The 3,578-nt window shown below is 70.7% G+C and carries 4 protein-coding genes; all 4 read right to left on the bottom strand.

Annotated features, from left to right (window positions below; genetic code table 11):
- On the bottom strand, positions 1–788 hold a 788-nt coding region (locus A8W25_RS30325), incomplete at its 3' end, for an enoyl-CoA hydratase/isomerase (RefSeq protein WP_158942815.1).
- On the bottom strand, positions 776–2,032 hold the full coding sequence (locus tag A8W25_RS30320; RefSeq protein ID WP_067167622.1) for a hydroxymethylglutaryl-CoA synthase family protein: 1,257 nt from the start codon (positions 2,030–2,032) through the stop codon (positions 776–778). The genes A8W25_RS30320 and A8W25_RS30325, both read right to left, overlap by 13 nt.
- Positions 2,033–2,036: 4 nt before the next feature.
- Complete coding sequence (locus A8W25_RS30315; protein ID WP_067167621.1) at positions 2,037–3,260, bottom strand: beta-ketoacyl synthase N-terminal-like domain-containing protein; 1,224 nt, start codon at positions 3,258–3,260, stop codon at positions 2,037–2,039.
- A gap of 1 nt (position 3,261) precedes the next feature.
- Positions 3,262–3,513, bottom strand: coding sequence for an acyl carrier protein (locus A8W25_RS30310; RefSeq protein ID WP_067167619.1), 252 nt, complete (start codon positions 3,511–3,513; stop codon positions 3,262–3,264).
- Positions 3,514–3,578: the final 65 nt, after the last annotated feature.

The raw sequence follows: 3,578 nt of genomic DNA, 5'->3' as shown, positions 1-3,578 counted from the left end.
GCGGCCTCCCACGGGAACACGCCCTCCTCCGCGTACCGCTGGATGGCCCGGACGTTCTCCGGGTCCTCGAAGACCAGGCGATTGGTGGCCAGCGCCGCGCTCTTGGCGTGCTCGGTCACCGGCGACAGCTCGCGCAGATACGCCTTGTACCGCGTGACCGCCTTCTTCGACAGCCGCCCGAGGCGCTGGAGGTGGGTGCGCAGCAGCGCCTCACTGTCCGGCCCGTACGCGTCGACGAGCCCCCACTCGCAGGCCCGCGCCGCATCCGCCGTGCGGGTCGTGGCGGCGAGGTAGTGGGCGTGCTGGAAACCGGTGCGGCGGATCAGGAACGGGAGCACCACGGCCGGTATCAGGCCGAAGAGCAGCTCGGAGAGGCTGAACGTGGCGCCCTCGTCGGCGATCACCACATCGCTGGCGGCCACCAGGCCGACCCCGCCCGCGTTGGCCTTGCCCCGCACGTGCGCGACCGAGAGGAAGTCGCCGTACGCGAGGAGGCGGAACAGGTCGAACAGCGGCTCGGGGTCAGCCGCCGTGCGCCCGCCGTCGCGTACCGCCTCGCCGATCGCCCCGAAGTCGGCGCCGAAGCAGAACACTTCGGGCAGCCCTTCGAGCACGACCACGGTGGCGGACGAGCGCGAGGCGCGCGTCAGGACCTCGGTGAGCTCGCGCACCAGGGTCTCGTTGAGCGCGTTGTCGGCCTCGGGCCGGTGGATCCGCACGTACCAGGTGGTGCCCTGCTCGCGCAGCACCAGCGTGGCGGGGGCCGGTCCGTGGGTCAGCCCACCCATGCGTACTCCCGGTGGTAGTTCTTGATCTCTTGCAGGACGAGCCGGGGCCCGCCGCCTTGGCCGGTCGCGGGGACGAGGTCCTGGTTGACGGCCGTCTCGCGGGTGCCGAAGCGGATGAAGTCGCGGTCGCTCAGCAGTTGGTCGTACTCGTCCAGGGAAAGGCGGTAGCGGCCGTCCAGATGGGCCTCGATGTCCATCTCCTTGAGCCGGGCGGCCCCGTCCGGGGTGACCACGCCGCTGTAGAACTCGGAGCAGCAGCCGGAGCCGTACGAGAAGCAGCCCAGGCGCCGGGGCGCGTCGAAGCCGCCGTTGCAGATGGTGCTCGCCAGTGACAGGAAGACGGTCGCGCCCATGATGTTGCCGACGCGGCCGCAGTACTCCAGGCCCGGCATCACCCGGCGCTCGAAGTCCTCGGCGATCTCGGCGCCCTTCGCCTTGGCGACCTTGCGCATCATCGTGCGGTGGGCGCCCTTGACCATGCCGCCGAAGGGGGTGTGGAAGGCGAGGTACTGGAAGGAGTCGCGGTAGTCGGCGCCCTCCACCTTCTTCTCGTACGCCCGGTAGGACTGCTCGCAGCAGTCCAGGTAGGACATCAGGGACAGGTCGACGTCGCCGGACTCGCTGTCGGGGGCCGGACGGCAGGTGTCCATGACCTCGTAGCCGTAGTAGCCGCTGGCACCCACGTCGAGCTGGAAGACGTGCGGGGTGTCGCTGATCAGCATGGCGACCGCGCCGGCGCCGCCGCTGGGCTCGGCGTACGCCCACTCCTGGGCGGCCGCCTCGTCGCCGTCCTCAAGGAGGTAGCGGGAGATGTCGGTGGCGATGACCAGCGCCTTCGCGCCCGGAGAGGTCTGCGACAGGATGAAGTTGCAGGCCATCTGGAACCCGGCGGTGCCCGCGTAGCAGGCCTGCTTGAGCTCGAACATCCGGCAGTTGCGGCTCAGGCCCAGCTGGTCGTGGAGATAGGTGCTGGTCGACTTGGAGAAGTCGATGCCCGACTCGGTACAGGTGATCAGCAGCTCGATGCTGTCCTTCTCCTCGGCGCTCAGCCGGTCGAGGAGCGGCCGGGCGGCGTTGGCGCCGAAGGTCACCGGGTCCTCGAAGGGCAGCGCCACGGTCTTCTCCCTCATCAGGAGGTTCTCCAGGCGCGGGAGGTCGAGCCCCCGGTGCTGTGCCAGTGCCTTGACGTCCAGCACTGCCGAGCCGCCATACACGTTCATCGCTTCGATACCGACGCGGGACATGACCTTACGCTCTCCGTGATTCGCACTTGCTCATGCAAAGTGCCGTGTTGATGCCGCCGAATCCCATGCTCAGGCTCAGGCAGTGGTCGATCTCGGCGTCCACGGCCTCGCCGCGCACCCAGCGCAGCCGGTCGTCGATGGGCTCCACCAGGTTGCGGGTGGGGTGCAGCCTGCCGTGCCGCATCTGGAGCAGCGCGGCGACCGCCTCCACCGCCCCGGCGGCGGTGAGTCCGTGCCCGGTGATCGACTTGGTGGCGTTGACCCGGGCGCGGGTGAGTCCGGCGGCCAGCAGGGCGTCGGCCTCGGTGCGGTCGCCGACCGGTGAGGCCGTGCCGTGCGGGTTGACGTAGTCGATGTCGCCGGCGCTCAGCCCGGCCCGCTCCAGTGCCTGCCCGATCGCCCGCACCTCACCCTCCAGCGAAGGGTTCGGGTTGCGGTTGCCGTCCAGCTGGACCGACCAGCCACTCAGCGCCGCGTACGGTGCCGCGGGCGCCGGGCGGGCGCCGACGCGCTCGATAACCAGCGCGCCGCACGCCTCGCCGAAGACGAAGCCGCCCCGGCCCGCGTCGAACGGACGGCAGGCCAGCTCCGGCGCATCCGCGCAGGACTCCGGCGCCATCGCCCCCATGGCGCCCAGGCCCAGGTACTCCCAGTACGAGAGGTCCATCAGGGCCCCCACCGCCACGCACACGTCGACCCGGCCGGACGCCACCGCCTCGGCCGCCTCGATGACCGCGAGCTGGCCGCTGGCCGAGGCGCCGCCCACGGTGTGGGCGAAGCCGCGGATGCCGAACGCCGCCGTGGCGAGCCCGCACAGATCGGTGTCCAGGAAGGACAGCCCGTAACTGGGCCGCAGGAAGCGGGGTTTGGCCCGGTGGCGGTCCTGGGCCAGGGTGAGCTCGCGCTGCTGGAGGTTGCTGCCGCCGACGACCAGGCCGATGCGCTCTGCGGGGAGCTCGTCCAGGCGCGCCTCGGTCCAGGCCTCCTCCAGGGTGGCCAGCAGGACCTGGCCGGTGAGGGAGACGGTCCGCAGCTCGCGCGCGGCCAGCCTGGTCGTCGGCACGAAGGAGGGTATCTCCGCGCCGACGAACCGGGTGTCGGCCTGGCGGCCGGGCCGCTCCATGACGGCGAACCGGTGCGCCCCGGCGAACAGCGCCTCGGCGAAGGCGGCCTTGCCCTGGCCGACGGCCGTGGTGACCCCCAGCCCGGTCACGGCGATCTCGGGCACGTTAGCGAGCCACCGCGGTCTTGTCGGCGAGGTGCCGGGCGAGCTCGCCCAGGTTCTGCGGGCCGAACGTGTCGACCAGCGGAATCTCCAGGTTCATCGTCTCAAGGACGATCATGACGATCTCGGCTCGGTCCATCGAGTTGGCGCCGAGCGCGTCCAGCGAGTCGGTCTCCTGGAAGTCGTGCCCGTCGAGCTCTGGCAGGACCTCGATGATCGCCTCGTGGATCAGGGGGAGGATTTCTTCGCTCTTCATAGTCACACCATCGCTAGGGAAAGAGGGGAACAGGAATCAGTGGGACGGGGCGGGACGACGGCCGG

The organism is Streptomyces sp. ERV7, from assembly GCF_001653515.1.
Classification (GTDB): domain Bacteria; phylum Actinomycetota; class Actinomycetes; order Streptomycetales; family Streptomycetaceae; genus Streptomyces.
This window is presented reverse-complemented; position numbering and strand designations above follow the sequence as displayed.